This is a genomic window from Spirilliplanes yamanashiensis, from assembly GCF_016863475.1.
GTDB classification, from domain to species: Bacteria; Actinomycetota; Actinomycetes; order Mycobacteriales; family Micromonosporaceae; genus Spirilliplanes; species Spirilliplanes yamanashiensis.
In genome coordinates this window covers 115,929-140,359 of the sequence record NZ_BOOY01000014.1, presented here as the reverse complement: position 1 = coordinate 140,359, position 24,431 = coordinate 115,929, and the positions used below count along the sequence as shown (strand labels likewise).

Below are 24,431 nucleotides of genomic sequence, written 5' to 3'. Positions count from 1 at the left end.
GGCTGTGGTCGCCGGTGGTGCCCGGCGGTGCCTGGCGCGGCGGGTGCCAGCAAACTGGGCGGCGTGATCGGTGTCGACAACTGCGCGCTACGCCGGTCATCGCTAAAGTTACGCGCGAGTAGGTATCTGCGATCGTGTCGAAAGGTCCATAATGACTGAATTCAGCCCCGAGTCGCTCGCCTCCATCGGGCCCAAGGAGTTCGCCCAGCTGGTGAAGTCCACTCCGGACTCGAAGATCGCCGAGGTCATGCAGTCCCCCTCGCGGACCACGATCCTCGACGAGGTTTTCAACCGGATGCCGACGCTGTTCCGCGCCGACAAGGCCGGCGACACCAGGACGGTCATCCACTGGAACCTGACGGACAAGCCGGGCGGCGGCGCCGACACCTACGAGACGGTCATCGAGGACGGCACCTGCACCGTCAACAAAGAGCCGGTCCGCGAGCCGAAGCTGGCCCTGTCGCTGTCGTCGGTCGACTTCCTGAAGGTCGTCTCCGGCGACGGCAACCCGATGATGATGTTCATGACCGGCAAGGTGAAGGCGAAGGGCGACCTCGGCCTGGCCGCCAACATCGCCAAGCTGTTCGACATCCCGAAGGCCTGACGACCTGACGCCTGTCACGGCGGAGCCGGCCTGGCCGGCTCCGCCACGGGCGGAACCTCTCGCGCGCAGCCGCCGGGCGTGGCACGCCGCGCCACGCTGCCGCCGGGCGCGGCACGCCGCGCCACGCGGCCGACGCCGCTCAGCTCACCGCTCGTGGGTCCGTCGGTCTCGGCGAGCCGCGCGGATCAGAGCTTGATGCGGCCTTCCGCCGCCGCCAGCGCGATGTCCGTCCGGTGGTGCGAGCCGTCCAGCTGCACGCCCGCCACCAGCGCGTACGCCGCAGCCCGCGCCGCCGCCAGGTCGGCGCCGGTGCCGGTCACGGACAGCACCCGGCCGCCCGCCGACACCAGTGCCCCGTCCGCCCGCCGCGCGGTGCCCGCGTGCAGCACACCGGGCCGCTCGGCGCCGGTGATGACGTCGCCGGTGCGCGGGGTGCCGGGGTAGTTGTGGCTCGCCACCACGACCGTGACGGCGCTGCCGTCGCGCCACCGCAGCGGCGGGTGCGCGGCCAGGGTGCCCGTCGCGGCCGCGCGCAGCAGCTCGCCGAGCGGGCTCTCCAGCAGCGCGAGCACGACCTGGGTCTCGGGGTCGCCGAACCGCGCGTTGAACTCGATCACCTTCGGCCCGCCGGCGGTGATGGCGAGACCCACGTACAGCAGGCCGGAGAACGGCGTCCCGCGCTCGCGCATCTGCGCCAGCGTCGGCTCGACGGTCTCGGCCATGACCTGCTCGACGAGCCCGTCCGGCGCCCAGGGCAGCGGCGCGTAGGCGCCCATGCCGCCGGTGTTCGGGCCCGCGTCGCCGTCGCCGACCCGCTTGAAGTCCTGCGCCGGGAGCAGCGGCACCGCCGCCGTCCCATCGGTGACGACGAACAGGGAGACCTCGGGGCCGGCGAGGTACTCCTCGATGACGACCCGCCCGCAGTCGGCGGCGTGCGCCAGCGCGGCCGCGCGGTCCTCGGTCACCACGACGCCCTTGCCGGCGGCGAGGCCGTCGTTCTTCACCACGTACGGCCCGCCGAACGCGTCCAGCGCCCGCTCAGCCTCCTCGGGCGTGGTGCAGGTGAAGCTGCGCGCGGTCGGCACGCCGGCGGCCGTCATGACGTCCTTCGCGAACGTCTTCGAGCCCTCCAGCTGCGCGGCCGCCGCGGACGGGCCGAACACCGCGATGCCCTTGGCGCGCACGGCGTCGCCGACGCCCGCGACCAGCGGCACCTCCGGGCCGATCACCACCAGGTCGGCGGCCAGCTCGACGGCGAGCGCCGCGACGGCGGCCGGGTCGGCGACGGCGACGTCACGCAGCTCGGCGACCTGGGCGATGCCGGGGTTGCCGGGAGCCGCGACGAGCAGCTCGACGGAGGGGTCGGCGGCGAGGCCGACAGCGAGGGCGTGTTCCCGCCCGCCGGAACCGATCAGAAGTACGCGCACGACCGGCGATCCTACCGACCGGCCGCGGTGATCGGCCCGACGGGACAGCTCAGCGCCGCCCGTACCTGGGACGGGATGTAGTCGGCACGCAACGTGTCCGTCCAGGTGAACCGCAGCACCCGCCAACCGGCGTTGGCCAGCGAGTTCTGCCGCCACCGGTCGCTGTACACGGCGTCGGGCCCCTCGTGCGGGCCGATGCCGTCGGCCTCGGCGAGCACGCCGGCACGCAGCCAGGCGAGGTCGGCGACGGCGAGAATGTGCCCGTCCGGTTCACGGACGACGTGCTGGAGCTCGTCCGGCACGAGGCCGCCGTCGGCGCACCGCAGCCGCACGCGGGTCTCGAGCGGCGACTGCGCCCGCCCGTCCGCCTCGGCGATGTGCCGCCGCGCGGCGGGCGCCCCGGTCCGTCCGGTGATCATCGCCGGGACGCCCGCGAGCGCCTCGGCGGTGAGGAGACCGCGGTGCAGCCCGTCGTCGAGCATCGCGACCGCCGGGTAGCGCGGCAGGCGCAGCAGCAGGTCGGCGGCGGTGCGCACCGGGCTGGTGACGGCGATCCCGGCGACGGCGTGCACCTCGTGCGGCGCGATCGGCCCGCGCATGACCTGCAACCGGGCGCCGCCGACGGCCGGCGCGAGCACCCGGCTGGCAGGACCGGGCCGGTGCGGGCGAGGAGACGTCCCGCCATTGCGGGTCGCGGGCCGGAGCCCTGCCGGATCGGCGGACCTCGGCCCCGGTGGCCCGGCGTGCGGCGCCGGCGCGGCCGCGTGACCGCCCATGGGCAGGCGGCCGGGAGGCATACCCCGCCGGCCCCGGCTGCCGGTCGCGGACCGGACGGCTACGTAGATCGTGTCGGTGACCTGCGGGCCCGCCATGCCGTGCAGCTCGGCCGCCGTCTCGAGGACTGCGACAGCCCCCGGCCCGAGCGACAGCACCGCCGCCCGGACACGGGCCCGGCGCGACACCACGACGGAGCGGTCGACCGAGTAGACCAGCTCGGCGAGCGGCACCCAGCGCCCGGTCAGGCAGAGGGTGCCGATCTCGTGCTCGGGCACGCCGGCGGCGAGCGCCTGACCGTGGGTGACGACGCCGTCCTGGCGGTGGGCGACGCTCCGGAGGAACGTGTGGGTGTCCATGCCGGAGACTCTGGCCCACCGCCGCAGACCGGCGACAGCCCTGTGGACAAGCCTGTGGATAACCCGGACCTGTGGATAACTCTCAGAGCAGCGGGTGCCGGATGACATTCTCGTCGCGGCCGGGACCCACCCCGACCACCGAGACCCGCGTACCGACGAGCTCCTCGATCCGCGCGATGTACTTGCGCGCGTTCTCCGGCAGCTCGGCCTCGGTGCGGGCCTTGGAGATGTCCTCCCACCAGCCGTCCAGGTACTCGTAGATCGGAGTCGCGTGATGGAACGACGTCTGCGTCATCGGCATGTCGTCGTGCCGTTCGCCGTCGATCTCGTACCCGACGCAGATCGGCACCTTCTCCAGGCCCGACAGGATGTCGAGCTTGGTGACCACCAGGTCGGTGATGCCGTTGAGCCGCACCGCGTAGCGCGCGATGACCGCGTCGAACCATCCGCAGCGGCGCGGCCGCCCGGTCGTGGTGCCGTACTCGCCGCCCGTCTTGCGCAGGTGCTCGCCCGCCTCGTCGTGCAGTTCCGTCGGGAACGGCCCCGAGCCCACCCGGGTGGTGTAGGCCTTGGAGACGCCGATGACCTGGTTGATGGCGGTCGGCGGCACGCCCGCGCCGACGCAGGCGCCGGCCGCGGTCGGGTTGGAGGACGTCACGAACGGATAGGTGCCGTGGTCCATGTCGAGCATGGTGGCCTGGGCGCCCTCCATGAGGACGATCTTGCCCGCGTCGAGCGCGTCCCAGAGCATCGCGCGCGTCTCGGCGATGTAGGGCCGCAGCCGCTCGGCGTAGGCGAGGTACTCGTCCGTGACCGCGGAGACGTCGAACGCCTTGCGGTTGTAGACCTTGGCCAGCACCTGGTTGCGGTCGCGCAGCACCAGCTCGATCTTCTTGCGCAGGATGCCCGGGTCGAGCAGGTCCTGCACGCGGATGCCGGTGCGCGCCACCTTGTCGCCGTACGCGGGACCGATGCCCCGGCCCGTCGTGCCGATCTTCTGCTTGCCGAGGTAGCGCTCGACGACCACGTCGGAGCTGCGGTGGTACGGCATGATCAGGTGCGCGTCGCCCGAGATCCGCAGGCGGGAGACGTCCACGCCCCGCTCGGTGAGCCCGTCGATCTCGCTGAGCAGAACCTTCGGGTCGATGACCACGCCGTTGCCGATGACGATCATCGCCGACGGCGACAGCGCCCCGGACGGCATCAGGTGCAGCGCGTACTTCTGCCCGTCCGGTGTCACCACCGTGTGGCCGGCGTTGTTCCCGCCCGAGTAGCGCACGACGTAGTCGACCCGCTCGCCCAGCAGGTCGGTAACCTTGCCCTTGCCCTCGTCACCCCACTGAGCGCCGATGAGCACGATCCCTGGCATCTTGTTCGTAACCGCCTGTCCGGGGCCCGGGCGCCAGGTGGCGACCAGATGGCGAGCCCGATGCCACAGGCTAACAAGACCAAGAGGAGAGCCGCCGCCGTGTTCGACGTGGTGATCGTGTCGCTGCGGGAGGGCCCCGCGCCCGACGCGTGCGGCACCGGTGGAGGCTGCGGCGGATGCGGCGGTGACGAAGCCCCCGAGGCAGTCGACTGCAAACCCCGCGTACCCGTCCTGACCTGCGCGGATGCGCTCGTCGCCGCCGGCGCGCGGGTCGAGACCGTCACCGCCGGCTCGGACGCCGACATCGACGCGGCCCTCGCCCGGTTCGACGGCCCGGCCCGGTCCGACGGCCTGACCTGGCCCGACCCGGACAGCAAGGCCCGGCTCATCGTGGCCGCCGCCACCGACGGCCAGCTCCGCGCCGTCGTGCGCCGGCTGGTCCGTCGGTACGCCCCGGCGCCCTCGAAGCGCCCCGCCGACCTGGCCGAGAACCGCACCGTCCCCGACCTGCCCCCACTGGCCGTGCTACCGCTCGACCCGGCGGGCACTCCCCTGGTACGCCAGCTCGGCCTGCCCACCGCACCGGCCGCCGTCGCCGCGGCGGTGCTCACCGGCACGGTGCGGCGCCTCGACCTGCTGCGCAACGACGGCGGCTCGGTGACCCTCGACGGCGCCCTGCTCGGGGGCAGCGACGACGCCGGCCGGGCGGTACCGTGGCGCGGGCGCGTCGAGGTGGACGATGCCGTCCTGTCCGACGGCGCCGACCCGCTGCTCGCGTGCGTGGTCGGCAACGCCGGCGGCTACGCCACGTTCGACGGGCTGCCGCTGCTCACCGACGGCGACCCGACCGACGGCAAAGTCGAGGTCGCGGTGGCGGTCCCGGTGGTCGTCAACCGGCTCTTCCGCAAGCCCCGGGTCCGCGTCGAGGTGCGCCGCGCCCGTGGCCGCGCCGCGGCGGTGCTCCCCCGCGACGGTGAGCTGCAGTTCCTCGACGACGGGGTCGCGGGCACCACCACCCGCAAACGATCATGGTGGACGGAACCCGGCGCTTGGGCGGTGTACGCCTGACGACCGGCTGTGTCAGGCTTCAGCGGACGGTATGGGGCGTCGATGGAGGTGGGGAACGTGACGGACGAGTACGGGGACCGGGTCTACGTCCCGCACAACCAGCCACCGGCACAGCCCACCCGCGACGTGGAGCCGTTCTGGCCGCCGGAGGAGCTCGAGGCCCCCAGCCCGCAGCGCGCCCGCCCCAACCCGAACGCCTGGATGCCGCCCGGCCAGCGCACCGACCAGTCTCGCCCGGACGGTCCGCCGCTCGTCGCGCCCCCACCGTCGGTGGTGCCGACCATGCCGACGCCCGCGCCGCAGATCCCGCACCAGTACGCGCCTCCGGCCACGCACGGTCCACAGCCGAGCGTCACGCCGCCGCAGCCGGCCCCGCCGGGGCCGCCACCGGGCCCGCAGCCGCCTGTGCCGCAGTGGCAGTCCCCGCCGGTCCAGCAGCCGGGCCCGCCGTGGGCCACGCCGCACCAGATCGCACCCCACCAAGCCGGTCCCCAGCAATGGACCCCGCCGCATCAGACGCAGCCGGCGCCGGGACCGCAGTACGGCCCGCCTGCGCCGCCGCACCAGCAGGGTCCGCAGTCGTTCGGACCGCCCGGCCCGGCGGTCGGTCCGCAACCACCCGGGCCGTATCCGCCCCCGCCGCCGGTGGCGCACCCGGCGCCGCCAGGGCCTCTGACCCCTGTGGACCCGGTCGCGATGCCGCCGCGCAGCGACACCGCCGCGGACGCGCTCAGGGCGAGCATCGACCCGCCGACGGTCGCCTGGCCCAACCTGACCGCCGCCCGCCCCGACAGCGCCCCCGCGAAAGCCGACGCAGTCCCCACCGGCCCGGCGGCACCCGACGTGGCGCGCGCTTCGGCGGCGGCGAGCGCTGACGACGCCACCCCGGCCCAGCGCGGCCCGGCACCGCTCAACGGCGCAAGTCCCGACGCCGGCGGTCTGGGTGCATGGGCGGCGGAGTCGCCGTCGGACCGCGCCGATGCACAGGGATCGGCGGGACGCGGCCGGCACCACGCCGATGATGCCCAGCCCGCCGCCACCGACGCCGAGAAGGGCGACGGAGCGGACTCACCGCCCGACGGAAATCTCGCCGTGGCGCCGAAGTCGCCGTGGGCTATGCCGCCGCGGCCCGCCCGCGAGACGGACTCCGGCGATCGGGCGCCCGATGTCGACAAGCCGGTCTCGCCGGCGCTGCGGCCCGAGCCCATCCTCGGCGAACCGCTGACGTACTACCCCACGGTCACGCCGCGCCGCGCTGGCGACGGCGCCACCTCGGGCAACGCCGCCACCGGCCAGTCGGCCCCGATCGGCCGCGACGGGACGACGGAGGGTCAGGTGTTCCGCCCCGGCCCACGCGGTCCTCTGCCCGACGCCGCCGACGTGCCGCCGCTGTCCCGTCGACCCGGCGGGCCGGACGCCGACCAGCCGGATCCGCCCCGGACCACCGCACCGAGCCCGACGCCGGGGCCGATCCCTGGCCCGGCGCCCGAGTCCCGCCCCGCGGCCGGTGCTCACCTGCCGCCGGGGCCGAGCCCTGCGCTCGCACCAGGCCTGCCGCATGGGCCTGGACCCGGTCCGTCCGCGGCCGCCGACGGCGCTCGCGGACCGCGGCCGTCGCTCGGTGGCGAACCGGTGTCAGGGCCGGGCCCGAACGAGGTTCCGGCGCAGGGGGCTGAGGGCCCTCGTCAGGGTCCCGGAAACGGCCAGCCCCTGCCGCCGGTCCCCATTTCAGGTGCGAACTCCGGCCCGGGACCGATGCCCGGGCCCGACGCGGTGCCTACGTTCCCGGGGCAAGGCTCCGGCCCCGGACAGTGGGCCGGCCCTCTGACACCGCCTGGTCCGGAATTGCACCAGTCCCCACCACCCGGCCCGGGACCGCACCAGCCCACACCTCCCGGCCCGGGGGCGCAGCAGCCCACGCCACCGCCGCACCAGGCCACACCACCCGGGCCGTATCCGCCTCAGCCGTACCAGCACGGCCCACAGCCGCCGGCACCCCAGCAGCAGCCGATGCCGCCGCAGCCGAACATGCCGCCGCAGCTCAACCTGCCGCCGCAGCCTCTGCCACCGCAGCCCAACCTGCCGCCGCATCTGGACGGCGGCCTCCCGCAGTCGCAGCAGCAACCGCAGTGGCAGCAGATCCCGCCGGGCCCGTACCCGCCCCAGCCGGGACCCCAGCCGGGCCCGATGCCCGGGCCCGGACCGGACTACGGCCCTGCGTACCCGTCGCTGTCCGAGACCGGTCCGGACGGTGACCCGAACCGGTCGCCGGAGCCGTTCGACCTGCAGCAACCCGTGTGGACGGACCGCGAGGCGCCGACCGCCGACGAGTTCCTGCGGCGGCGGCTCGTCAAGCCCGCGGACCCGGTGGCGCAGGAGGGCGCGCGGGCCGCGTTCAACAAGATCCCGCTCATGCCCAAGCTGCCGCCGAGCCGGCGGGAGATGGAGCACAAGCGCGACATCGACAAGGTGCGCCGGAACTTCGGCGGGCTGCGGCAGGTCACGGTGGTCAACCCCAAGGGTGGCGCCGGCAAGACGGTGGCCGTGCTGCTGCTGGCGATGACCTTCGGGCAGAACCGCGGCGGGTACGTGCTGGCCTGGGACAACAACGAAACTCAGGGCACGCTCGGCATGCGGGCGCAGCAGGACTTCCACTCGCGCACGGTGCGGGACCTGATGCGGGACATGCACGTGTTCCGGTCGCACGGGCGCATCGGTGAGGTGTCGCAGTACGTGCGGGCGCAGGGCGAGGGCATGTTCGACGTGCTCGCGTCCGACGAGTCGGCGACCGCGGGCGAGATGCTGACGGCGAACGCGTTCGGGGAGATTCGCGAGGTCGTGAGCCGGTTCTACAAGTTGATCTTCGTGGACACCGGCAACAACGTGCGGGCACAGAACTGGCAGGCCGCCATGGACGCGACCGACCAGCTGGTGGTCAGCATGTCGGCGCGGAACGACTCCGCGGAGACGGCCGCCCGGATGCTCGACCATCTGGAGCAGAGCGGCCGTCAGCGGCTCGTGCGGCAGGCGATCAGCGTGGTGTCGATGCCGTCGACGAACAAGGGCATCGACCTGCCGGCGATCCAGCGCCACTTCGCGGCGCGGACCCGCGGGGTGCTCCTGGCGCCCTACGAGAAGCTGCTCGACTCCGGCGAACCGCTGCGCTACGGGCAGCTCTCGTCGGCGACGAAGGACGCCTGGCTCAAGATCGCCGCCGCGGTCGCCGAGGGCCTGTAGGCCGCCGTCGCGGCCCGCATCGCAGGAAGCGGGCCGCCGACGGCCGGACGAGTTGGCTCGGGCTGACGAGGCGGTCGGGGGAAGGCCGCCCAGCGCGGGGAAGGCCGCCCAGCGCGGGGAAGGCCGCCCAGCGCGGGCAAGGCCGCCCAGCGCGGGGCGGTGGTCAGAGGGCGTCGGCGGCCGCCGGGTCGCAGTCGCGGAGGAACTGGGCGCAGCGCGCCGCCTCGTCCGACTCGCCGATCTGGGCCGCCGCCAACGACAACGCGTGCAGCGCCGTCAGGAAGCCGCGGTTCGGCTCGTGCGACCACGGGACCGGGCCGTGGCCCTTCCAGCCACTGCGGCGCAGCTGGTCGAGGCCGCGGTGGTAGCCGGTGCGGGCGTACGCGTAGGCGGTGACCGGTGCGCCCGCGGCCAGCGCGCGGCGGGCCAGGGCGCCCCAGGCGGCGCTGGAGGTGGGGTGCTGCCCGGCGACGGCGGCGTACGCCTCGTCGGTGTCGGCCTTGGCCGCGTCGGCCAGGGCGTCCGCGGCGGGATCGGCGGGCAGGTGGGTGGCCGGCGGCTCAGGCAACAGGTTCTGCATGGTCATATCCAACCACCGGGGCCGGCGGTTCTAGTCCCAGGCCGCCCCGGCGGCGGGCCGGGAGTAAGGGTCCAGGAGCACGCCCGGGCTGGATAGGGCCCGAAACGGACCGGGGGCCGGGAGGAGCCCGGAGAAGGGGAAGACCCAGCGAGGGCAGCGGCGAAGGCCCGGCGGGAAAAGGCCGGCAAGGCCCCCGGCAACGGCCAAGAAATCCCAAGGTGAGACCGAGGAAAGCCCAGGCAGGGCCGAGAAGGGCTGAGGGCGGGCCCGAAAAAGACTCGATGCAGGGCCGAGGAAAGCACAGGGTGCAGCCAACGAAGCACCAGGGCAGGGCCAAGGAAGGGCCGGCAACGGCCCGGCAGGACCCCGCTGCCCGTTGCCGGACGCGCCACAATGGGGCTCGTGTCAGCTTCCCATGATCCGCTCCGGCCCCTCTACGACCCCGACGCCGGGGACAGCACCCCCACGGAGGTCGAGTCCCACGACGAGCTCGCCGTGCATCTCAAGAACCGGTCGCTGGCCGGGCTCACCGTGCAGGGCATCGACATCTTCGAGGATCTGGGCGGGGTCGACCTGACGGAGACGTTGTTCGTCGGGTGCCGGTTCGGGTCGGCGGACGCCGAGGCGGAGGTGGTGCGGCGGGGGGCGCACGTCGTGCCGCCGTTCGACGAGTTGCCGTATCCGACGCATCCGGCGCATCTGTACACGCCGGAGGAGTTGAGTGCCGGGTTCGACCGGCACGGCTTCGCCGGGATGTACGACACCGTGGTGTTCGACCATTTCGTGCGGCACGGGGGTGCGGCGCCCGACCTGCGGGAGGCGCTCGCGCAACGGTTGCACGACGCCGGCATCGACAACGCCCTCGCGGGCGATCTGACCTCGTGGGTACGGGCGCACGGGCCGGCCGGGGCGGTCGGGATCATGGGTGGGCATGCGGAGCCGCGGGGCAGTGTGGCGTACCGGATGGCGGCGACGCTGGCGTGGCGGTTGGCGCGGGCCGGGCGGCTGATCGTCACCGGGGGTGGGCCCGGGGTGATGGAGGCGGCGAACCTCGGCGGGTACTTCAGCGACCGGGGCGCGGACGAGCTGGACGCCGCCATCGACGCGCTGGCGCTGGCGCCGCACTTCGCCGACCACGAGCCTTTCACCCGGGCGGCGCTCGACGTGCGGCGGGCGTACCCGGCGGGCAGTGATCTGGCGCACGGCGGCCTGGCGTTGCCGACGTGGCTGTACGGGCACGAGCCGGCGAATCTGTTCGCCGGGCGCATCGGGAAGTATTTCTCGAACGCGGTGCGCGAGGATTCCATCCTGCGGCTGTCGCGGGGCGGCATCGTGTTCGCGCCGGGGCGGGCGGGCACGGTGCAGGAGGTGTTCCAGGCGGCGACGAAGACGTTCTACGCCACGGACGGGCCGTCGGGGCCGTTCGTGTTCCTCGGGGTGGAGCACTGGGCGGCGTTGCCGGTGGCGGCGCTGCTGCGGCCGCTGCTGGCGACGTCGCCGCACGGCGACCAGTCCGGCCTGGTGGTCGTCACCGACTCCCTCGACGAGGCCGTCGACGTGCTGACACATTGACGACGTGACGGTGGTAGCGGTGCTGCTGGGCTACGGCACGACGCCCGCACCGGAAGTCGTCGCCGAGCAGGGTGGCACCCGGCGCGACGACGGCCCCCAGGGCACCGCCTGACCGGTCGTCAGCGGCGGCGCTTCAGCGTGCGGTCGTAGTCGGCGAACCGGGCCTTCGCGATGACCGAGCGGTCCGGCGTGCGCAGCACCACGCCCTCCGACCGGCCCGCCGGGGCGCCGCCGAGCGCGACCCGGGTGGCGGGCAGCAGGTCGCCGAGCAGCGCCCGCGTCTTGTCGACGGACGTGGGCAGGTCGGCGGCGTCCATCGTGGCCAGTCGCGGCGTCAGGGTGAGGCCGGCGTCCGCGCCGAGCGCCGTCAGGGCGTCCTCCGGCAGGTAGGGCTGGCCGCCGGCGTCGCGCCACGCGGAGATCTGCTGCGGCGTCCGGTCCAGGGCGGGCGTTGCCGTCTCGAACGCGTCGAACAGCCGCCACCCGAAGCGGGCCGGGTCGGCGGTGTACTGCCGGGCCGCGCCGCCGATCTTGCCGCCGTACAGCTCCAGGAACCACACCCGCAGCGCCGCTGCCGGCGGCAGCGCCTCGGCGACGGGGCGCAGCGCGTCGACGATGCCCTGCGACGGGTTGTGGATGAGGTCGCCGCGGGCGTGCAGCAGCTCCTCGCGCGAGCCGATGAGCCAGTCGCCGCCGGGCAGCTGCACGATGCGGGCGTTGGTGCCGTCGACCTTCTCGGTGAGGACCACCGGGCCGGTGAACGCGACGGTCTCGTCCAGCAGCCCGCCGGTGCGCGGGTCGAGCGCGTGGTACGTCGGGATGGACGGGTACTTCGTCAGCGAGTTCAGCGCCGCCAGGTCGAGCGCACGGAGATCCATGCCGATCATTGAAGCGACGCCTCGCCACCGCCGGCAAAGCCTTTTGCGCGCATGCCCCACACTGCGGCCACGGGAGAGGGAGGTGGTCGCGATGGAGATGGCGATCTTCGGGGCGTTCGTGGTCGTCGTGCTGGTGGTGGCGGTCGCCAGCGCGCGGCGGAACAGCAGCCGGGGCAGCAGCCGGGACGGGCGGCGCGGGCACCACTGGTACACCGGCTCGCACGGCGGCGGCGACGGCAACTGGGGCAGCGACAGCGGATGGGGCGGCGACAGCGGCGGCGGCAGCAGCTGCGGCGGTGGCAGCAGCTGCGGCGGCGGGGGCGGCGGCAACTGAGCCGGTGGCGGGGGTGCCCCACACTGCGCCCAGGGAGGTGGTCGGCATGGAGTTCTGGATCGTGGTCGCCGGCATCGTCGCCGTCTTCGCGCTCCTCATGCGTACCGGCGCCGGACGTTCGACAGGCCGCGAACCGGGCGCGTGGGGCGACGGGGACGGGGACTGACGGTCAGGCGACCCGGACCCGGCGCCACGACGTGACGGGCAGGTCGGCCTCGGGCAGCGCGTCGAGGCCGTTCTCGTCCATCGCGTTGTAGACGGCCAGCCGGGCGCCCTCGAAGAGGAACTCGACGGCGTGCAGCATGCGCGGCCGCCACTCGGCCGGGGTGATGCGCTCGACGACGTTGACCTGGCGCAGCACCCTGCCCCGGGCCCCGCGCAGCGCCGCGTGGGGGTCGGCGCGCCAGTCGAGCTGGATGCCGGTGCCGTACCAGTCGATGGGGGCGCTCATGTCGACCTGGTCCCAGGTGATGGCGCACTCGTCGAACTTGCGGTGGGTGATCTCGACGTTGGTGTCGCCGAAGCCGAGCACCACCGGGCCGTCCGCGAACCAGCCGCGCTCGCTGACGTCCCACATCAGCCAGCCGGCCAGCAGCTCGCGGCCGATAATGCGGGAGAAGCGGTGGCGGTGGGCGGCCGCGAGCACGTCGGCGTCGTGATGCCACTGAGGGTCGTACCCCTCGATGCCGAGCACGGCCCACCTCCCAACCGGACGATCGTAGCGACCGCGGCCAGGCGGGTACGAACACGGCCGGTCACCGCGATGGGTGACCGGCCGTGACGAAGGGTCTTACTTGGAGAGCGAGGTGCCCGTCGAGCGCAGGTGCTCGCACGCCTCGACGACGCGCTTCGCCAGGCCGTTCTCGGCCAGCTTGCCCCAGGCGCGCGGGTCGTACGCCTTCTTGTTGCCGACCTCGCCGTCGATCTTCAGCACGCCGTCGTAGTTCTTCATGACGTGGTCGACGACCGGGCGGGTGAACGCGTACTGCGTGTCGGTGTCGATGTTCATCTTCACCACGCCGTAGTCCAGGGCGCCGTGGATCTCCGACAGCAGCGAGCCCGAACCGCCGTGGAAGACCAGGTCGAACGGCTTGTCCTTGCCGACCTTGGCGCCGACGGCCTCCTGGATCTCCTTGAGGATCTCGGGGCGCAGCTTGACGTTGCCCGGCTTGTAGACGCCGTGCACGTTGCCGAAGGTCAGGGCCGTCATGTAGCGGCCCTTCTCGCCGGTGCCCAGGGCGGCGGCGGTGGCCAGGCCGTCCTCGACGGTCGAGTACAGCTTGTCGTCGATGGCGGCGGAGACGCCGTCCTCCTCGCCGCCGACCACGCCGACCTCGATCTCGAGGATGATGTGCGCGGCCGAGGTGAGGGCGAGCAGCTCCTCGGCGATCTGCAGGTTCTCGTCCAGCGGCACGGCCGAGCCGTCCCACATGTGCGACTGGAACAGCGGCGCCTGGCCGTTCTTCACCCGGTCGGCCGAGATGGCCAGCAGCGGGCGGACGAAGCCGTCGAGCTTGTTCTTCGGGCAGTGGTCGGTGTGCAGCGCCACGTTGATCGGGTAGTTCTTCGCCACCTCGTGCGCGAACGTGGCGAGCGCGACCGAGCCGCTGACCATGTTCTTCACGGTCGGGCCGGACACGTACTCGGCGCCGCCGGTGGAGATCTGGATGATGCCGTCGCTGCCCGCCTCCGCGAAGCCCTGCAGGGCCGCGTTCAGGGTCTGCGAGGACGTCACGTTGATCGCCGGGTACGCGAACGCGCCGTTCTTGGCGCGGTCCAGCATCTCGGCGTAGACCTCAGGGGATGCGATGGGCATCGAAAATGCTCCTTGCTCGAGCTGTGGGACGGGACCGCGCTGTCTCCAAGCAGGCAGTATTCCGCAGTCCCCCGGTCCGCCGGAAATCGGTCCGGCTGTTTGGGCACGGTCGCGGGCGGATAACCCGGGCCAGAGCGTACGACCCCGGGAACGCCCGCGGGGGCCGTACGGTGGAAGGGCCCACTACGCGCGAGGGAGTCGACGATGACCCAGCCCGAGGATCTCGACCTGACCATCCCGGACGAGCGTGATCTGGAGGCGCCCGACGCCGACGCCGCCGAGCAGCGCGTGCCGGCCGACCCCAGCTGGGACGACGCGGTGGTCTCGCAGGACATGGAGGCGCCCGAGTGGGACGCCGCCGAGCAGTCCCGCGTGGTGCAGCTGGAGGACGAGTACCGGTAAAACCGGTCCCCCTGATCGGGGCCGGGCTGGGATCATGCTGCGGTGCTGCTCACCGTCACGACCACCCACGGCCCGGCCACGGACCTGGGATACCTGCTGGTCAAACACCCCGGCCGGGCCCACGCGTTCGACGTGTCCACGGGCACGGCGCACGTGGTGTTCCCCGAGGCGGACGAGCAGCGCTGCACCGCGGCGCTCCTGCTGGACGTCGACCCGCTGCGGCTGAAGGGCCGCCCGGACGCGTTCGTGCTGGGCCGCTACGTCAACGACCGCCCGTACGCGGCGTCGAGCCTGCTCGCCGCCGCGCTGTCGCGGGTGTTCCGCACCGCGCTGCGCGGTGACTCGCGGGACCGCCCCGAGCTGGCCGGCACGCCGATCCCGCTGGAGATCCGGGTGCCGGTGGTGCGCTGCCGCGGCGGCGCGGCGCTGGCCGACGCCCTGTTCGCGCCGCTGGGCTGGCAGGTGTCGGCGGTGGTGCTGCCGCTCGACCCGGACCCGGCGTCGCCGCTGGCCGGGGACAGCAACTACGTCGACCTGACGCTGACCGGCACGCTGCGCCTCGCCGACGCCCTCAACCACCTGTACGTGCTGCTGCCCGTCCTCGACGACGCGAAGCACTACTGGGTGGCGCCCGACGAGATCGAGAAGCTGCTGCGCGCGGGCGAGGGCTGGCTGGCCGACCACCCGGAGCGGCACCTCATCATCCGGCGCTACCTGGCGCACCGCCGCGCCCTGGCCGACTCGGCGCTGGCGCGGCTGCCGGTGGACGAGGCCGCGGAGCCGGACAGCGTCGACGACGGGCCCGCGGAGCCCAAGCGGCCGCTGAACGCGCTGCGCCGCGAGGCGGTGCTGGCCGCGCTGGCGCAGACGGGCGCGTCCCGCGTGCTCGACCTGGGCTGCGGCCAGGGCGCGCTGCTCGGCGACCTGATGCGGGACCGCCGGTACACCGAGATCGTCGGCACCGACGTGTCGTCGCGGGCCCTGGCGACGGCCGAGCGCCGGCTGCGCCTGGACCGGCTGCCCGAGCGGCAGCGCGACCGGGTGCAGATGTGGCAGTCGGCGCTGACGTACCGCGACGACCGGCTGCGCGGCTTCGACGCGGCCGTGCTGATGGAGGTGATCGAGCACCTCGACCCGGAGCGGCTGCCCGCGCTGGAGGCCGCCGTGTTCGGCCACGCCCGCCCGGGCGCGGTCGTCGTCACCACGCCGAACGTCGAGTTCAACGCCCGGTACGAGGGCCTGACCGGCATGCGCCACCCGGACCACCGGTTCGAGTGGACCCGCGCGCAGTTCCAGGACTGGGCGCACCGGGTCGCCGCCGCGCACGGCTACGCGGTGGAGTTCCGCGGCGTCGGCGAGGACGACCCCGCCCTCGGCGCCCCCACCCAGCTCGCCCTGTTCACGACCCGGAAGGAGTCGGCATGACCGCCATCGCCATCCCCGAGCTGGCCCTCGTGGCGCTCGTCGGCGTCTCCGGGTCGGGCAAGTCCACGTTCGCGCGCCGGCACTTCGCACCGACCCAGGTGCTGTCGAGCGACTTCTTCCGCGGCATGGTCGCCGACGACGAGAACGACCAGTCCGCGTCGGCCGCCGCCTTCGACGTGCTGCACTACGTCGCGGGCAAGCGGCTGGCCGCGGGCCGGTTGACCGTCGTCGACGCCACCAACCTGCAGCCGCACGCCCGCGCCGGCCTCGTCAAGGTGGCCCGCGAGCACGACGTGCTGCCCGTCGCCATCGTGCTGGACGTGCCCGAGTCGGTGGCCTGGGAGCGCACCGAGGCGCGCCCGGACCGCACGTTCGGCCGCCAGGTGCTGACCCGGATGAGCCGCGACCTGCGCCGCTCGCTGGGCCGGCTCGGCCGCGAGGGCTTCCGCACGGTGCACGTGCTGCGCGGCGCGGACATCGACGACGCCACGATCACCTACGAGAAGCTGTTCAACGACAAGCGGGACGTCACCGGCCCGTTCGACATCATCGGCGACGTGCACGGCTGCCGCGCCGAGCTGGAGCTGCTGCTGGAGCGGCTCGGCTACGAGCTGGCCCGCGACGGCGCGGGGCGGCTCGTCGACGCCGTGCACCCCGAGGGGCGCACCGCGGTGTTCGTGGGCGACCTGGTCGACCGCGGGCCCGACTCGCCGGGCGTGCTGCGCCTGGTCATGGGCATGGTGGCGGCCGGGCACGCCATCTGCGTGCCGGGCAACCACGAGAACAAGCTGCTGCGCAAGCTGCGCGGCCGCGACGTGCAGCTCACCCACGGCCTGCCGGAGACGCTGGAGCAGCTGGGCCGCGAGGACGAGGCGTTCACCTCCGAGGTGGCGGCGTTCATCGACGGCCTGGTCTCGCACTACGTGCTCGACGGCGGCCGCCTGGTGGTCGCCCACGCCGGCCTCAAGGAGGCGTACCACGGCCGGGCGTCCGGTCGGGTGCGCTCCTTCGCCCTGTACGGCGAGACGACGGGCGAGACCGACGAGTACGGGCTGCCGGTGCGCTACCCGTGGGCGCGGGACTACCGCGGTAGTGCCACGGTCGTGTACGGCCACGTGCCCACCCCGAAGCCGGAGTGGGTCAACAACACCATCTGCATCGACACCGGCTGCGTGTTCGGCGGCGCCCTGACCGCCCTGCGCTACCCGTCGAAGGAGCTGGTGAGCGTCCCGGCGCAGCGCGAGTGGTACGCCCCGGCCCGCCCGCTGGTGCCCGAGGCCGCGCCGCGCCCGGCCGACGGCCTGGACCTGGCCGACGTCACCGGCCGCCGGTTCCTCGACTACGGCTACGGCAGGGCCACGATCGCCGCGGAGAACTCGGCCGCCGCCCTGGAGGTGATGAGCCGGTTCGCGATCGACCCGGAGCTGCTGGTGTGGCTGCCGCCGACCATGGCCCCGTGCTCGACCTCGACGCTGGACGGCTACCTGGAGCACCCGGCGTCGGCGTTCGCGGACCTGCGTGCGGCGGGCGCCGGCACGGTCGTGTGCGAGGAGAAGCACATGGGCTCGCGCGCGGTGGTGCTGGTCGGCCGGGACCCGGCGCGCTCGGCGATCTGGACCCGCACGGGCCGGCCGTTCTTCGCCGACCCGGCCCTGAACGCGGCGCTGCTCGACCGGGTGCGCGCCGCCGCCGCCGGCCTGTTCACCGAGCTGGGCGTCGACCGGCTGCTCATCGACGCCGAGCTGCTGCCGTGGTCGGCCAAGGCGGGCCAGCTGATCCGCGACCAGTACGCGGGCGTCGGGGCGGCGGCCCGCGCGGCGCTGCCCGCGGCGCTGTCGGTGCTGGACGCGGCGGCGGGGCGCGGCCTCGACGTGGGCGCGCTGCGCGACCGCTTCGCCGCCCGCGCCGCCGACGTCGCCGCCTACACGGCCGCGTACCAGGCGTACGTGCGCCCCACGACCGGGCTGGACGGCGTCACGCTGGCCCCGTTCGCGATCCTCGCCGGCGACGGCGTCAGCTTCGCGGGCCGCGACCACGGCTGGCACCTGGAGCGCGCCGACGCCCTGGTGGCGGCCGACCCGCAGCTGTTCACGCCGACCCGGCGGATGGTCGTGGACCTGGCCGACCCGGACGCCGAGCGGGCCGCCACGGACTGGTGGCTGGAGCTGACCGGGGCCGGCGGCGAGGGCATGGTGGTCAAGCCGTACGCCGGCCTGGCCGCGACCGACGCGAAGGGCCGCCTCATCCAGCCCGGGGTGAAGTGCCGCGGCCGCGAGTACCTGCGGATCATCTACGGCCCCGAGTACACCCGCCCCGATCAGCTGGCCGCGCTGCGCGACCGCAACCTGGGCCGCAAGCGGTCGCTGGCGCTGCGCGAGCACGGCCTCGGCCTGGCCGCGCTGGACCGGTGGGCGGCGGGCGAGGCGACGTGGCGCGTCCACGAGCTGGTGTTCGCGGTCCTCGCCTGCGAGTCCGAGCCGGTCGACCCGCGCCTGTGAGCAGGGCCGTGGCCACCTCAGCGAGGCCACGGCCCCACCACAGACCGGGCCGGTACCCTGTCTCGTCGTGGACACGAAGCAGGCCATCACCGACCAGCTCGCCCTGAACCCCATGGACCCGAAGGAGCTGATCCAGACGGTCGGGCTCTACGGCATCTGGGCGATCCTCTTCGCGGAAACCGGCCTTCTGGTCGGTTTCTTCTTTCCCGGGGACTCGCTGCTGTTCCTCGCCGGCGTCGCCGCGTCGCCGGTGGCGGAGGCGCTGATCGGCGCCACCCTGTCGCTGCCCGGCCTGCTGATCGGCGCGCCGATCTGCGCCATCGTCGGCGCCCAGCTCGGCCACTGGCTGGGCGCGCGCTACGGCCGCAAGATGTTCGAGAAGCCGAACTCCCGGCTGTTCAAGAAGGAGTACGTCGAGAAGGCCGAGTACTACTTCGAGAAGTTCGGCCCGGCCAAGGCCGTCGTGCTGGCGCGCTTCATCCCGATCGTGCGCACATTCCTCAACCCGGTCGCGGGCGTGCTCGGCATGGACGCGAAGAAGTTCCTGCTCTGGAACGTCGTCGGCGCGATCCTGTGGACCGACGGCATCATCCTCGTCGGCTACTTCCTCGCCGAGCGCATCGCTGCCGCCGTCGGCGACAAGATCGACCGCTACATCCTGCCGGTGGTCGTGCTCATCGTCTTCGTCTCGGTGCTGCCGATCCTCATCGAGATGTACCGCGAGCGGAAGAAGAAGCGCAGCGAGCGGCTGACCACCGCGGTCGGCGTGGTCGCGGCCGCCACGGTCGCCGGCATGGCCGAGGCCGCCGCCGAGACCTTCGAGGACGAGCCGGCGGACCAGCACCGCTCTTGACCGCCGTCCACACGACAGGCCCCGCCGCCGGCGGGGCCTGTTTTTTCTTTCCGCGGCGATGTCGAGAACCCGCGGCCGGCTCCGTCCCCGGGGCGAACGGCGGCCAGAATGGGTCGTCGCCCCTGCACCGAGGAGAACGACGATGGCCAAGTACCTGCTGCTCAAGCACTACCGCGGCGCCCCGGCGGCGGTCAACGACGTGCCGATGGACCACTGGACGCCCGAGGAGGTCTCGGCGCACATGCGGTACATGAGCGACTTCGCCGACCGCCTGGAGAAGACCGGCGAGTTCGTCGACGGCCAGGCGCTGGCCCCGGAGGGCACCTGGGTCCGCTACGACGGCGAGGGACGCCCGCCGGTCACCGACGGCCCGTTCGCCGAGACCAAGGACCTCATCGCCGGCTGGATGGTGATCGACGTCGACAGCTACGACCGCGCCGTCGAGCTGGCCGGGGAGCTGTCGGCGGCCCCCGGGGCGGGCGGGAAGCCGCTGCACGAGTGGCTGGAGCTGCGCCCCTTCCTCAGCCTGCCGCCCACCGTCACGGAATGAACCTCCGGGAGCTCACGCCCCAGGTGATCGGGGTCCTCGTCCGCCGCGGAGCCGACTTCGCGGCGGCCGAGGACGCCGTCCAGGACGCGCTGGTCGAGGCGGTGCGGTCGTGGCCGGACGACCCGCCGCGCGATGCGAAGGGCTGGCTGGTCACGGTGGCGTGGCGCAAGTTCCTCGACGCCGCCCGGGCGGAGACGGCCCGGCGCCGGCGGGAGGAGTCCGCCGAGCCGCCGCCCGGGCCGGTGTCCGGCACCGACGACACCCTGCAGCTGTACTTCCTGTGCGCGCACCCGTCGCTGACGCCGGCCTCGGCGGTGGCGCTCACGCTGCGCGCCGTGGGCGGCCTGACCACCCGGCAGATCGCCCAGGCGTACCTGGTGCCCGAGGCCACCATGGCGCAGCGCATCAGCCGGGCCAAGCGCACCGTCGCCGGCGTCCGGTTCGACCAGCCCGGCGACGTGGCGACCGTGCTGCGCGTCCTCTACCTGGTGTTCAACGAGGGCTACAGCGGCGAGGTCGACCTGGCGGCCGAGGCGATCCGGCTCACCCGGCAGCTCGCGGCCGCGATCGACCACCCGGAGGTGGCGGGGCTGCTGGCGCTCATGCTGCTGCACCACGCGCGGCGCGCCGCCCGCACCGCGCCCGACGGCAGCCTCGTGCCGCTCGCCGAGCAGGACCGCGGCCGGTGGGACACGGCGCTGATCGCCGAGGGCGTCGGCATCCTGCAGACGGCGCTCGCCCGCGACCGGCTGGGCGAGTTCCAGGCCCAGGCCGCCATCGCGGCCCTGCACGCCGACGCGCCCACCGCCGCGGAGACCGACTGGGTGCAGATCGTCGAGTGGTACGACGAACTGGCGCGCCTGACCGACAGCCCGGTCGTCCGGCTCAACCGGGCGGTGGCGGTCGGCGAGGCCGACGGGCCGCGCGCCGGGCTGGCCGCGCTCGCCGGGCTGGACGCCGCGCTGCCCCGGTACGCCGCGGTGGCGGCGTACCTGCACGAACGCGACGGCGATGTGCAGACGGCGGCGCGGCTGTACGCCGAGGCGGCGCGGAAGGCGGCCAACCTGGCCGAGCGCGACCACCTGACCCGGCAGGCCGCCCGGCTGAACTCCCGGCCCGGCCGGTGACGGAGGTCAGACGGTGGTCAGGCCGTCGAGGAAGTCGTCCGGCAGGTCGGTCAGCGACCGGCCCGCGACCAGCGCCGCGTACGTGAGGCGGGCGGCCTCCTCCAGGTTGCGCACCCGCTTGTGGGCCAGCTCGACCGAGTCGGCGGTGACGCAGATGCCGTGCCGGCTGAGCACCACGCAGTCGGTGCCGTCGGCGACGGCACCCGCCGCCAGGCCGGCCAGCTCGATGCTGCCGGGCGGCCGGAACGGCACGGTCGCGACCCGGCGCAGGTAGAACGCGTGGTCGGTGGTGACCAGGCGGATGCGTTCGCCGAGCGCGTCGAGCAGCAGGACGGTCTGCGGGTGCAGGTGCACGACCGCGTTGACGTCCGGCCGCGCCCGGTAGACGGCCAGGTGCAGCGCCAGCTCGGAGGTGGGCCGGGTGAACCGGGCGCCGTAGGGCTCCGGGACCGGCACCGGCTCGCCGTCGGCGACCCCGACGGACACGAAACCCGACCGGCTGAGCCGGTCGAGCCAGGTGCCGGCGGCCGTCACCCAGCAGGTGTCGGCGTCGGGCTCGCGGGCGGACAGGTTGCCGCCCGAGCCGACCGCGAGGCCGGACTGCACCACGTCGTAGCCGACGTGGGCGAGCTGGTCCCGCAGGTCACCGGGGACGTAGTTCATGCGCGTACCCCCGCTGATCGGCTCGGCGTCCCGCCCCATGCGGGAACGCCGAGCTGATCGGCTGAACTCAGCGGGCCTTCTTGGTGGCGCGCTTGCGCGGCGGGGTGAGCAGGTCCGCGATCGTGGCGATCGCGGTCGGCACCAGCCGGTAGTAGGCCCACACGCCGCGCTTCTCGCGCTCGAGCAGGCCGGCCTCCGTCAGGATCCGGAGGTGGTGGCTGACCGTGGGCTGCGACAGCCCGAGCGGCGCCGTGAGGTCGCACACGCACGCCTCACCCTCCGGAGCGGACTGGATGAGGCTCAGCAGCCGCAGCCGCGCCGGGTCCGCGAGTGCCTTGAGCACCCCGGCCAGACGCTCGGCGTCGGCACGTTCGATTGGCTCGCCGGCCAGCGGCGAGATCTGAGGCATTGTCATTTCCGCCAACGCAGTTCCCACGATCGATCTCCATCCTTCACGTACAGCATCGATTGTCCTGCATATGCGCAGGGACGAACCGGCGAACTTTCAGGCCGTAAGGCCGAGATCGGCCAGCGTGAAGGCCGATCGGTAGGGCAGGCCGGCGGCCCGCACCGCCTCACCCGCACCGCGATCAACGATCACCGCGACGCCGACGACCTCAGCCCCCGCCTCCTGCAACGCTTCGACGGCTGTCAGGACACTGCCACCGGTGGTGGAGGTGTCCTCGACGGCCAGGACGCGGCGGCCCGCCACGTCCGGACCCTCGATGCGGCGCTGCAGCCCGTGGGCCTTGCCGGCCTTGCGGACGACGAACGCGTCCAGCCGGCGGTCCGTGGAGGATGCAGCGTGCAACATCGACAGCGCGATCGGGTCTGCGCCGAGGGTGAGACCACCCACCGCGTCGAACTCCCAGTCGGCCACCAGGTCGAGCATCACCCGCCCCACCAGGGGGGCGGCCGCGTGCTGGAGGGTGACGCGGCGCAGGTCCACGTACCAGTCCGCCTCACGCCCTGATGAAAGCACGACACGGCCGTGCACGACGGCCAATTCAGTGATGAATTTACGCAGGTCGTCGCGGTCAGTCATGGCGTGAAGCGTACTGCGGAAAGAAAAGCGCCAATGTGACACCCCGCTGTCGATGCCTCCGGAAACTCATAGACCTGCGCCGTTACCCGGGCGCTCGGCGCGCAAACGTGCACGACCGGTCGATGGCCGGTCAGCCCTTCGGGTGACGTGTCGTCTGCCCAGGTCACTGGGGCGGCGGGCTGACCCGGTGCCGGGTACCGCCCGCGGCCCGGTAGAGCAGTGGGCGGGGCAGATGCCGGATGGCGAAAACGGCGGTCTTGTACTTCCAGTCCGGAACGGACACCAGCCGGCCGCGAGCCAGATCACGCAACGCGACATTCACCACATCGTCAGCTTTCAGCCACATCCAATCGGGTGACCCCGACGTGTCGATACCGGCGCGCTCCTGGAATTCCGTTCGGGTGAATCCCGGGCACAGCGCCATCACCCGGACGCCGTACCGGCGCGCCTGCTGCCCGACGGACTCGCTGAAGTTCGTCACCCACGCCTTCGTCGCCGAGTAGGTGGAGCCGGGCTGCACCGGCCCGAACCCGGCCACCGAGGACACGTTGACGATCGCCCCGTGCCGCCGCTGCGTCATCGCGGGCAGGGCGGCGTGCGTGAGACGCATCACAGCCTCGACGTTGAGGCGCAGCTGCCGGGCCTCCTCGGCGCCGTCGCTGCGCAGGAACGTCTGCCGCACCCCGACGCCCGCGTTGTTGACGAGCAGGTCGGGCGGGTTCGCCAGGTGCTTGCCGACCGCCTCGGCGCCCGCGTCCGTGGCGAGGTCGGCCGGCAGCACGTCGACGGTCACCCCGTGCGCGGCGGTCAGCTCGGCCGCGGCCTGCGCCAGCCGGGCCTCGTCGCGCGCCACCAGCGTGAGGTCGTAGCCGTCCGCGGCGAGCCGCCGGGCGAAGGCGTTGCCGATCCCGGCGGAGGCGCCGGTGATCAGGGCGGTGGGGCGGCGGTCGGTCGGCACAGGGGTCTCCTAGCGGTCCGGCGAGGGTTCCGGCGCGGCGGGCGCCTCCGGGGTCGGCGGCGGGTCGGCCGGGCGGGCCCAGTCCAGGGCGTCCGGCGGCAGCGGCGGCGGGCCGGACGGCGCCGGCGGCGCGGGTTGGCCGTTGGCGATGCCCGGATAGCCCACGAACGGGTGTGGGGCGGGCGGCGGCGGGCCGGCGGGTCCGGGCGGGGTCCACGCGGGCGGGGGCCAGGTCGCGACGCCCGGTGGGGCCCACCCGGCGGGCGCCGGCGGGGCGCACACCGGCCGGCCCGCGCCCCAGGTCGGCGCGCCGGGCCGCCACCGGTCGAACCAGGTGCCCGAGCCCGTGGCCAGCAGCAACGCCACCAGCGCGTACCCGAGGATCTGGAGCAGGGCCAGGGCGATGTTGAGGCCGACCCAGCCGGCCGGGTAGGCCGCGGTCAGCGCCGGGCCCAGGCCCTCGCCGGGCAGGTCGGTGCCGAGGCCGCGCTGAACCGCGACGGCGACCGCGGACCCGCCGCCGCCCGCCAGCCCGAGGCCGCAGACCACGTACGTCGCGGTGCGGGCGCCGCGGCGGCCCCGGCGCAGGCCCACCGAGGCGGCCGCCAGGACCGCGGCCAGCACGACGGCGAGCAGCAAACCCACCCAGCTCACCGCGGTCAGCAGGGTGACGAACCCGTCGGCGTCGGCGGCGCCGGAGCCCGTGCGGGCGGCGACCCGGCGGAACCGGTCCACCACCGCGGGCGTGATGGCGAGCATCGCCACGGCGTACACGAGCCCCGCCGCGCCCATCGCGGCGAGAAGGGCCGACGCGGCGGTGACGGCGGCCGGGCGGCGCGTGGGCGCCGGTGGGCCGGGCGACGGCGTCGTCGCCGGCACCGCGTACGTCATC

22 protein-coding genes and 1 pseudogene are annotated in these 24,431 nt (G+C 74.0%); 11 read left to right on the top strand and 12 right to left on the bottom strand.

What is annotated here, in order from left to right; genetic code table 11:
* The first annotated feature begins 151 nt into the window (after window positions 1-151).
* Complete coding sequence (locus Sya03_RS10585) at window positions 152-604, top strand: SCP2 sterol-binding domain-containing protein (RefSeq protein WP_203938051.1); 453 nt, start codon at window positions 152-154, stop codon at window positions 602-604.
* A gap of 185 nt (window positions 605-789) precedes the next feature.
* Here Sya03_RS10585 and purD read toward each other — a convergent pair whose 3' ends face one another.
* From purD to Sya03_RS10570, 3 genes are all read right to left on the bottom strand, one after another.
* On the bottom strand, window positions 790-2,031 hold the full coding sequence (purD, locus tag Sya03_RS10580; RefSeq protein ID WP_203938050.1) for a phosphoribosylamine--glycine ligase: 1,242 nt from the start codon (window positions 2,029-2,031) through the stop codon (window positions 790-792).
* 11 nt (window positions 2,032-2,042) lie between these two features.
* On the bottom strand, window positions 2,043-3,164 hold the full coding sequence (locus tag Sya03_RS10575; protein ID WP_203938049.1) for an endonuclease domain-containing protein: 1,122 nt from the start codon (window positions 3,162-3,164) through the stop codon (window positions 2,043-2,045).
* Between the two features lie 82 nt (window positions 3,165-3,246).
* Window positions 3,247-4,533 carry an adenylosuccinate synthase gene (locus tag Sya03_RS10570; protein WP_203938048.1) on the bottom strand — a complete coding sequence of 429 codons (1,287 nt, stop codon included), beginning with the start codon at window positions 4,531-4,533 and terminating at the stop codon, window positions 3,247-3,249.
* Window positions 4,534-4,632: 99 nt separating this feature from the next.
* Here Sya03_RS10570 and Sya03_RS10565 point away from each other — a divergent pair, with 99 nt between their 5' ends.
* On the top strand, window positions 4,633-5,601 hold the full coding sequence (locus Sya03_RS10565) for a hypothetical protein (protein ID WP_203938047.1): 969 nt from the start codon (window positions 4,633-4,635) through the stop codon (window positions 5,599-5,601).
* Between the two features lie 2,316 nt (window positions 5,602-7,917).
* A pseudogene (locus Sya03_RS31955) lies at window positions 7,918-8,838 on the top strand (MinD/ParA family ATP-binding protein); the annotation flags it as partial.
* Between the two features lie 163 nt (window positions 8,839-9,001).
* On the opposite strand, the gene Sya03_RS10555 reads toward Sya03_RS31955, so the two are convergent.
* A complete protein-coding gene (locus Sya03_RS10555; protein ID WP_203938046.1) occupies window positions 9,002-9,418 on the bottom strand; it encodes a DUF3151 domain-containing protein in 417 nt (138 codons plus the stop codon).
* Window positions 9,419-9,811: 393 nt separating this feature from the next.
* Here Sya03_RS10555 and Sya03_RS10550 point away from each other — a divergent pair, with 393 nt between their 5' ends.
* Window positions 9,812-10,990, top strand: a complete 1,179-nt coding sequence (locus tag Sya03_RS10550; RefSeq protein WP_203938045.1) for an LOG family protein — start codon at window positions 9,812-9,814, stop codon at window positions 10,988-10,990.
* Between the two features lie 119 nt (window positions 10,991-11,109).
* Here Sya03_RS10550 and Sya03_RS10545 read toward each other — a convergent pair whose 3' ends face one another.
* Window positions 11,110-11,868 (bottom strand): RNA ligase family protein, encoded by a 759-nt coding sequence (locus Sya03_RS10545; protein ID WP_239107305.1) that lies wholly within the window; start codon window positions 11,866-11,868, stop codon window positions 11,110-11,112.
* Between the two features lie 91 nt (window positions 11,869-11,959).
* On the opposite strand from Sya03_RS10545, the gene Sya03_RS10540 reads away from it, so the two are divergent.
* The gene (locus Sya03_RS10540; protein WP_203938043.1) at window positions 11,960-12,202 is read left to right on the top strand and encodes a hypothetical protein; all 243 of its coding nucleotides are present in this window, start codon (window positions 11,960-11,962) and stop codon (window positions 12,200-12,202) included.
* 169 nt (window positions 12,203-12,371) lie between these two features.
* On the opposite strand, the gene Sya03_RS10535 is transcribed toward Sya03_RS10540, so the two are convergent.
* The gene (locus Sya03_RS10535; protein ID WP_203938042.1) at window positions 12,372-12,896 is read right to left on the bottom strand and encodes a hypothetical protein; all 525 of its coding nucleotides are present in this window, start codon (window positions 12,894-12,896) and stop codon (window positions 12,372-12,374) included.
* A gap of 96 nt (window positions 12,897-12,992) precedes the next feature.
* Entirely contained in the window at window positions 12,993-14,018 is a 1,026-nt protein-coding gene (gene fbaA / locus Sya03_RS10530) for a class II fructose-bisphosphate aldolase (RefSeq protein WP_203938041.1), read from the bottom strand.
* Window positions 14,019-14,222: 204 nt separating this feature from the next.
* On the opposite strand from fbaA, the gene Sya03_RS10525 reads away from it, so the two are divergent.
* The 6 genes from Sya03_RS10525 to Sya03_RS10500 all read left to right on the top strand — a co-directional run bounded on the left by Sya03_RS10525 (window position 14,223) and on the right by Sya03_RS10500 (window position 20,873).
* Entirely contained in the window at window positions 14,223-14,420 is a 198-nt protein-coding gene (locus tag Sya03_RS10525) for a hypothetical protein (RefSeq protein ID WP_203938040.1), read from the top strand.
* 42 nt (window positions 14,421-14,462) lie between these two features.
* Complete coding sequence (locus tag Sya03_RS10520; RefSeq protein WP_203938039.1) at window positions 14,463-15,845, top strand: 3' terminal RNA ribose 2'-O-methyltransferase Hen1; 1,383 nt, start codon at window positions 14,463-14,465, stop codon at window positions 15,843-15,845.
* The gene (locus tag Sya03_RS10515; protein WP_203938038.1) at window positions 15,842-18,343 is read left to right on the top strand and encodes a polynucleotide kinase-phosphatase; all 2,502 of its coding nucleotides are present in this window, start codon (window positions 15,842-15,844) and stop codon (window positions 18,341-18,343) included. The genes Sya03_RS10520 and Sya03_RS10515 overlap by 4 nt, the downstream gene beginning before the upstream one ends.
* A gap of 112 nt (window positions 18,344-18,455) precedes the next feature.
* Window positions 18,456-19,196: a DedA family protein gene (locus Sya03_RS10510; protein ID WP_203938097.1), complete on the top strand. Its 741-nt coding sequence runs from the start codon at window positions 18,456-18,458 to the stop codon at window positions 19,194-19,196.
* Window positions 19,197-19,338: 142 nt separating this feature from the next.
* Complete coding sequence (locus Sya03_RS10505) at window positions 19,339-19,746, top strand: YciI family protein (protein ID WP_203938037.1); 408 nt, start codon at window positions 19,339-19,341, stop codon at window positions 19,744-19,746.
* A complete protein-coding gene (locus Sya03_RS10500; protein WP_203938036.1) occupies window positions 19,743-20,873 on the top strand; it encodes an RNA polymerase sigma factor in 1,131 nt (376 codons plus the stop codon). Before Sya03_RS10505 ends, Sya03_RS10500 begins: the two co-directional genes overlap by 4 nt.
* A 6-nt stretch (window positions 20,874-20,879) precedes the next feature.
* Here the strand turns inward: Sya03_RS10500 and Sya03_RS10495 are convergent, their stop codons facing one another.
* From Sya03_RS10495 to Sya03_RS10475, 5 genes are all read right to left on the bottom strand, one after another.
* A complete protein-coding gene (locus tag Sya03_RS10495) occupies window positions 20,880-21,536 on the bottom strand; it encodes a class II aldolase/adducin family protein (RefSeq protein ID WP_203938035.1) in 657 nt (218 codons plus the stop codon).
* Window positions 21,537-21,603: 67 nt separating this feature from the next.
* Window positions 21,604-21,945, bottom strand: coding sequence for an ArsR/SmtB family transcription factor (locus tag Sya03_RS10490; protein ID WP_203938034.1), 342 nt, complete (start codon window positions 21,943-21,945; stop codon window positions 21,604-21,606).
* 96 nt (window positions 21,946-22,041) lie between these two features.
* A complete protein-coding gene (gene pyrE, locus Sya03_RS10485) occupies window positions 22,042-22,581 on the bottom strand; it encodes an orotate phosphoribosyltransferase (RefSeq protein WP_203938033.1) in 540 nt (179 codons plus the stop codon).
* 163 nt (window positions 22,582-22,744) lie between these two features.
* Window positions 22,745-23,539, bottom strand: coding sequence for an SDR family NAD(P)-dependent oxidoreductase (locus tag Sya03_RS10480; RefSeq protein ID WP_203938032.1), 795 nt, complete (start codon window positions 23,537-23,539; stop codon window positions 22,745-22,747).
* 9 nt (window positions 23,540-23,548) lie between these two features.
* Window positions 23,549-24,430, bottom strand: coding sequence for a hypothetical protein (locus tag Sya03_RS10475; RefSeq protein WP_203938031.1), 882 nt, complete (start codon window positions 24,428-24,430; stop codon window positions 23,549-23,551).
* Window position 24,431: the final 1 nt, after the last annotated feature.

Coding starts and splice junctions, on each gene's coding strand:
- Sya03_RS10585 (WP_203938051.1), top strand. CDS start 152: ATGACTGAATTCAGCCCCGAGTCGCTCGCCTCCATCGGGCCCAAGGAG.
- Sya03_RS10575 (WP_203938049.1), bottom strand. CDS start 3,164: ATGGACACCCACACGTTCCTCCGGAGCGTCGCCCACCGCCAGGACGGC.
- Sya03_RS10570 (WP_203938048.1), bottom strand. CDS start 4,533: ATGCCAGGGATCGTGCTCATCGGCGCTCAGTGGGGTGACGAGGGCAAG.
- Sya03_RS10555 (WP_203938046.1), bottom strand. CDS start 9,418: ATGCAGAACCTGTTGCCTGAGCCGCCGGCCACCCACCTGCCCGCCGAT.
- Sya03_RS10550 (WP_203938045.1), top strand. CDS start 9,812: ATGGGGCTCGTGTCAGCTTCCCATGATCCGCTCCGGCCCCTCTACGAC.
- Sya03_RS10545 (WP_239107305.1), bottom strand. CDS start 11,868: ATGGATCTCCGTGCGCTCGACCTGGCGGCGCTGAACTCGCTGACGAAG.
- Sya03_RS10540 (WP_203938043.1), top strand. CDS start 11,960: ATGGAGATGGCGATCTTCGGGGCGTTCGTGGTCGTCGTGCTGGTGGTG.
- fbaA (WP_203938041.1), bottom strand. CDS start 14,018: ATGCCCATCGCATCCCCTGAGGTCTACGCCGAGATGCTGGACCGCGCC.
- Sya03_RS10525 (WP_203938040.1), top strand. CDS start 14,223: ATGACCCAGCCCGAGGATCTCGACCTGACCATCCCGGACGAGCGTGAT.
- Sya03_RS10515 (WP_203938038.1), top strand. CDS start 15,842: ATGACCGCCATCGCCATCCCCGAGCTGGCCCTCGTGGCGCTCGTCGGC.
- Sya03_RS10510 (WP_203938097.1), top strand. CDS start 18,456: ATGGACCCGAAGGAGCTGATCCAGACGGTCGGGCTCTACGGCATCTGG.
- Sya03_RS10505 (WP_203938037.1), top strand. CDS start 19,339: ATGGCCAAGTACCTGCTGCTCAAGCACTACCGCGGCGCCCCGGCGGCG.
- Sya03_RS10500 (WP_203938036.1), top strand. CDS start 19,743: ATGAACCTCCGGGAGCTCACGCCCCAGGTGATCGGGGTCCTCGTCCGC.
- Sya03_RS10495 (WP_203938035.1), bottom strand. CDS start 21,536: ATGAACTACGTCCCCGGTGACCTGCGGGACCAGCTCGCCCACGTCGGC.
- Sya03_RS10490 (WP_203938034.1), bottom strand. CDS start 21,945: ATGCCTCAGATCTCGCCGCTGGCCGGCGAGCCAATCGAACGTGCCGAC.
- pyrE (WP_203938033.1), bottom strand. CDS start 22,581: ATGACTGACCGCGACGACCTGCGTAAATTCATCACTGAATTGGCCGTC.
- Sya03_RS10475 (WP_203938031.1), bottom strand. CDS start 24,430: ATGACGTACGCGGTGCCGGCGACGACGCCGTCGCCCGGCCCACCGGCG.